We start from the raw sequence: 5,023 nt of genomic DNA on the forward strand, positions 1-5,023 counted from the left end.
CGGCTATTGCAAGATCGGCGCCAAAACCATACCAAAGCGGCCGAATTCGGCGCCTCGCGTCGGGTTGCCTCCAATCTTCGCAAACCTGTTCATGCGGGCGAGATGCGCCGAATCCTGTTTTCTGCGGCCAAGATCCTGATTTCCGCGGCGCTGCTCTATCTGGCGCTGCGCAAGGTGGACCTGTCCGAACTGTTCTCGCGCTTCACGGTGTCCAGCCTGTTCTGGATCGGCGTGGCGATCGCGGTCGCGTTCCTGCAAATCTTCGTCGGCGTGCTGCGCTGGCGCGAGATCAGCGCCGCGTGCGGCGCGCCGCTCGAGCTCGGCCGTGCCATGCGTTACAACGTGATCGGTGCCTTCTTCAACCAGACCCTGCCGTCGGCGATCGGCGGCGATGCGGTCCGGCTGTGGCTGGTTGCGCGCGCCGGCGCCGGCTGGCGCGCGGCGACCTACTCGATCTTCGTCGATCGCGCGATCGGCTTGATCGCGCTCGCGGTGCTCATCGTCGCGAGCCTGCCCTGGAGTTATACCCTCATCACCGATCCGCACGGGCGCTCGGCGCTGCTGCTCATCGATTTCGCGGCACTGGCGGGCGGCCTCGGTTTCCTGATCTTCGGCGCGTTGAAATGGCGCTGGCTGAAGACCTGGTGGGCGACGCATCACATCCACGCCTGTGCCGTGATCGCCAATCGCGTGATCTTCAGCCGCAGCCGCGGACCGATCATCGCGGTGCTGTCGGTCCTCGTTCACGTGCTTGCCGTCGTCGTCGCCTGGTGCGTCGTGCAGGCGATCGCCGCGCCAATCAGCTTCGGCCAGATATTCCTGCTCGTCCCGCCGGTGATGCTGATCACCATGATGCCGATCTCGATCGCGGGCTGGGGCGTGCGTGAAGCCACCATGAGCCTCGCGTTCGGCTTCGCCGGACTCGCCGCAAACGAAGGTGTCAACGTCTCGCTGCTGTTTGGCGCCGTGTTCTTCATCGTCGGCGCGATCGGCGGGTTGGTCTGGATCCTCAGCGCGGAGAAGGCCGCGCAAGGGTCGGTCCCGATCGGAGTGCCCGAGTGAGCTCGGCCGCAGACGCCCTCGCCGCTGTGCCGTCGCTGCTTGCCGTCGCAACCGCCGCGCTGGTGTCGGCGCTCATCACCTGGAGCAGCCGTCCCCTGCTCCAGCGCTACGCGCTGGCACGGCCGAACGCGCGCTCCTCGCATCGCATTCCGACCCCGCAGGGTGCGGGCATCGCTGTGATCGCGGCGACGCTCATCGTCGCCTCGCTCTTTGCGAGTGTCGCGAACGTCGCGATCCCGCCGGCACTGCTCGGGGCGACGGTCTTGATCGCGCTGGTCGGATTTGCCGACGACATCGTATCGCTGCCGGTGTTGGTGCGGCTGGTGCTGCAGGCCGCGGCCGTCGGCGCCGTGGTGTTCACCGCGCCCGAGACTGCGCGCATCGTTCCGGCGCTGCCGCTTGCGCTGGAACGCGGCCTCATCCTGCTCGCAGGGATCTGGTTCGTGAACCTCGTCAACTTCATGGACGGGCTCGACCTGATGACGGCCGCGGAAGTGGTGCCGGTCACCGCGGCGCTGCTGCTGCTGGGATGGCTGGGCGAGCTGCCATGGCCGGCCGCGCTGGTCGCGGCGACGCTGTGCGGCGGCATGCTCGGCTTTGCGCCGTTCAACCGTCCGGTGGCAAGAGTCTTCCTGGGCGATGTCGGCAGCCTGCCGATCGGCCTTTTGCTTGGCTGGTGCCTGCTCGAGCTCGCCTTTCGCGGGCAGACGGCCGCGGCACTGCTGCTGCCGGCCTATTATCTCGCCGATTCCACCATCACGCTGTTTCGACGGATCGCGCGCCGCGAGCCGTTCTGGTCGGCGCACCGTACGCATTTCTACCAGCGCGCCACTGACAACGGTTTCATGGTCCCGCGGGTGATCGGCGAGGTCTTCCTGCTCAACCTCGTGCTCGCCGGGCTCGCCATCCTCACCATCCGTGCCGCCGCGCCGGCGGTCACCACGTGCGCACTTGTGGCCGGCGCGCTCGCGGTCGGATTCGTGCTGCACCGCTTCTCGCGGTCTCAGGGCTCCTGATCCGACACCGCCAGGCGCAAGCCCTCCTCGAGGGTGAGCTGCGGCTGCCAGCCGGTTGCGATCGCCTTCGAGATGTCGAGCTCGAGCGAGCCGATCAGGCCGTCATGCATATCCTGACGGCCGGTCACGCGCAGGGCCGCGCTGAGCAGGTTTGGCGGTATGCCGAACAGCCGCGGGCGCTTGCCGGAGGCTCTCGCCAGGCACGCGATGAATTCGGGCGTGGAGACCCTTTCCCTGTCGGCCAGCAGGAAGATCTCGAAATTGCTCGTGGGGTCGGGATGGTCGAGCCGGTGCAGGATGAACGACGACAGGTTTTGCACGCATAGAAAGTTGCGGCGATTGCGGATCGCCGCAAAGGGCAGCGGCAGCCCCAGCCTGACCGCGCGCGCCAGCAGCGGGAAATTGCCCTTGGCGTGTGCGCCGTAGATCAGCGGCGGCCTGATCACCGAGATTTTCATGTCGCTGTCCCGCGCCAGCGTCCTCAAGCCCGCCTCGGCCTCGGCCTTGGACGCGCCGTAGAGGCCACGCGGCGTCGGGACATCGCTCTCCCTGAACGGGGCACGGCCCTCGTTGCTGCGGCCGTGCACCAGAACAGTGCTGATGAAGATGAAATGGCGTACGCCGGCCGTCGCTGCGCAGCGCGCCAAGTGCAGTGTGCCCTCGACATTGACCTTGCGGTAGAGCTCGACCGCGCGCTCGTCGTTCTTGTAATGCACACGCGCGGCGAGATGGATGACGGCGTCGACGCCTTCAAGCGCGGCCCGCCAGTCGGTTTCGGGGCCGATCGATGCGATCACGACCTCGTCGCCGGCCCCTTCCGGGCTGCGCACCGCGCACCGGACTGACCAGCCCTCGCGCGTCAATGCGCGCACGACATGACGGCCGATGAAGCCACTCGCTCCCGTCACCAGCGCGACCGGCTTTATCTCGCTCATCATTGCTCCGACAGAACAGCGTTGCGCAACAATCCGTCGACCGGCACGATCAGGCCGCGGTCGACCCGAATTCGGGAACCGCATCCTTCAGGATGGTCCTGATGGTGGCGCGATCGTCGCGTGCGATCGCCTGCTCCAGCGCCGCAATCCATTTGCGCAGCGTCTGCATCGGCGGCTCGTTCGGCTGCGCCGCCATGATGCCGGCAACGCCGATTTCGCGGGTCGGCTCCTCGGAGGCGAATAGGATCTCGTACAGCCGCTCGCCCGGCCGCATGCCCGTGAACACGATGTCGATGTCGTAGCCGGGCTGAAGCCCGGAAAGCCGGATCATACGCTCAGCGAGATCGACGATCTTCACCGGCTGTCCCATGTTGAGGACGTAGACCGAGACATCCGGCCGCGTCTGTCCGAGTGCGTGCGTTGCCGCGGTAATGACGAGATCGCAGGCTTCCCGGATGGTCATGAAATAGCGGACCATGTCGGGATGGGTGACGGTGACGGGGCCGCCGGCCTCGATCTGGGCTTTGAACTTCGGCACCACAGAGCCGTTCGAAGCCAGCACATTGCCGAACCGCACCGAGATCAGCCGCATCGGCGGCCTGGCGCCGCCGCTCGCTACTGCGAGATCATGGTCGAGCGCCTGGCAATACATCTCGGCGAAGCGCTTGGTCAGGCCGAGCATCGATACCGGCTCGATCGCCTTGTCGGTCGAGATCATCACCATGGCTTCGGCGCCTGCGGCAAGCGCCGCATCGGCGACGTTGATCGAGCCGAAGATGTTGGTCTTGACTCCCTCGCTCCAATCGCGCTCGAGGATCGGCACGTGCTTGAGGGCCGCGGCGTGAAACACGATGTCGGGCTTGAACTCCGCCATCAGGCGTATGATGCGCTCGCGGTCGCGGATGTCGGCAATCCGCCCTTCGATCGCAGCGCCGGAGCCGTGCGCGGCGAGCGTCTCCGTGACGGCGTAGAGTGCCGGCTCGGAATTCTCCAGAATCAGCACGCGTGCAGCACCGAAGGTGACCACGCGCTCGCATATCTCGGACCCGATCGAGCCGCCGCCGCCGGTGACGATCACCGCCTTGCCCTTGATCAGCGCTTCCAGGCGCGCATAGTCGATCTTCTCGCTCGGCCGCAACAAGAGGTCCTCGACCGCGACCGCCGTGAGCCGTGGCGCCTCGCCGCTCTCCAGCGAGGGCATGCGGCTCACGATCACGCCTAACTTGCGTGCCCGCATCAGGACCGCTTCGGGATGGGCTTCCGGCTCGAATGCCGACGACGTCATCACGATGCGGGCGATCGGCTTGTCGCGCTTGGAAAAGTCCGCGATGACGTCCTCGAAATCGTCGATGCCGCCCAGCACCGGCACGTTGCGGATGAGCTGGCCCAGATCGGCGCGCGAGGGCGACAATATGCCGACCGGCCAGATGCGCTTGATCGCCCCGCTCTCGATGCCGCGCAACAGCACCTCGGCATCCGCAGTCCGGCCGATCAGCAGCGTCGGCGCGGCGTCCTCGGTGCGTGCATGACGCCGCACCCGCGTATAGCGGAAGTAGCGGTAGGTCATGCGCAGCGCGCTGAGGAAGCCGATCTCGAGAAACCAGTAGAGGACGATGGTCACCTTGCCGACGAAGAAGCTGCCGCGGACATTGGGCGCGACGAAGATGTAGTCCAGCACCAGCAGCGCGAGCGTCAGCACGGTTGCAGCGCGGATGATGTTCAGCGCATCCGGCAGCGAGATGAAGCGCCACTTCGTCGTGGTCAGGTTCAAGAGGAAGAACACGACCACGGCCAAGCCGAGGAAGTAGGGTAGGATCTGGAACAGGAGCGGCAGGCGAGCGAAGAAGTCGTCACCACCCTCGAATCGCAGGTAGAAGGCGGCAAAAAGTGCCGCAGTGGTCGCAAGCACGTCGTGCAGCGCGATCAGGAAATTGCGCGAGGTGAGATGCGAAAGACGCGTCATCCGCCGGCCGATGAAACCCAGTTAGGTGCAACCTGACGGCGCTGATA

The 5,023-nt window shown here is 66.2% G+C and carries 4 protein-coding genes; 2 read left to right on the forward strand and 2 right to left on the reverse strand.

The genetic code is table 11. From position 1 onward, the window contains the following. The first annotated feature begins 102 nt into the window (after window positions 1-102). Both IVB12_RS21895 and IVB12_RS21900 read left to right on the forward strand, forming a co-directional pair. On the forward strand, window positions 103-1,062 hold the full coding sequence (locus IVB12_RS21895) for a lysylphosphatidylglycerol synthase transmembrane domain-containing protein (protein WP_247301761.1): 960 nt from the start codon (window positions 103-105) through the stop codon (window positions 1,060-1,062). Next, complete coding sequence (locus tag IVB12_RS21900) at window positions 1,059-2,078, forward strand: glycosyltransferase family 4 protein (protein ID WP_247301753.1); 1,020 nt, start codon at window positions 1,059-1,061, stop codon at window positions 2,076-2,078. The genes IVB12_RS21895 and IVB12_RS21900 overlap by 4 nt, the downstream gene beginning before the upstream one ends. On the opposite strand, the gene IVB12_RS21905 is transcribed toward IVB12_RS21900, so the two are convergent. Further along, complete coding sequence (locus IVB12_RS21905; RefSeq protein WP_247301756.1) at window positions 2,066-3,013, reverse strand: NAD-dependent epimerase/dehydratase family protein; 948 nt, start codon at window positions 3,011-3,013, stop codon at window positions 2,066-2,068. The genes IVB12_RS21900 and IVB12_RS21905 overlap by 13 nt on opposite strands. Window positions 3,014-3,062: 49 nt before the next feature. Next, window positions 3,063-4,976: an SDR family NAD(P)-dependent oxidoreductase gene (locus IVB12_RS21910; protein ID WP_247301759.1), complete on the reverse strand. Its 1,914-nt coding sequence runs from the start codon at window positions 4,974-4,976 to the stop codon at window positions 3,063-3,065. Window positions 4,977-5,023 lie beyond the last annotated feature (47 nt).

It is taken from the genome of Bradyrhizobium sp. 179 (assembly GCF_023073535.1).
Taxonomy (GTDB): domain Bacteria; phylum Pseudomonadota; class Alphaproteobacteria; order Rhizobiales; family Xanthobacteraceae; genus Bradyrhizobium.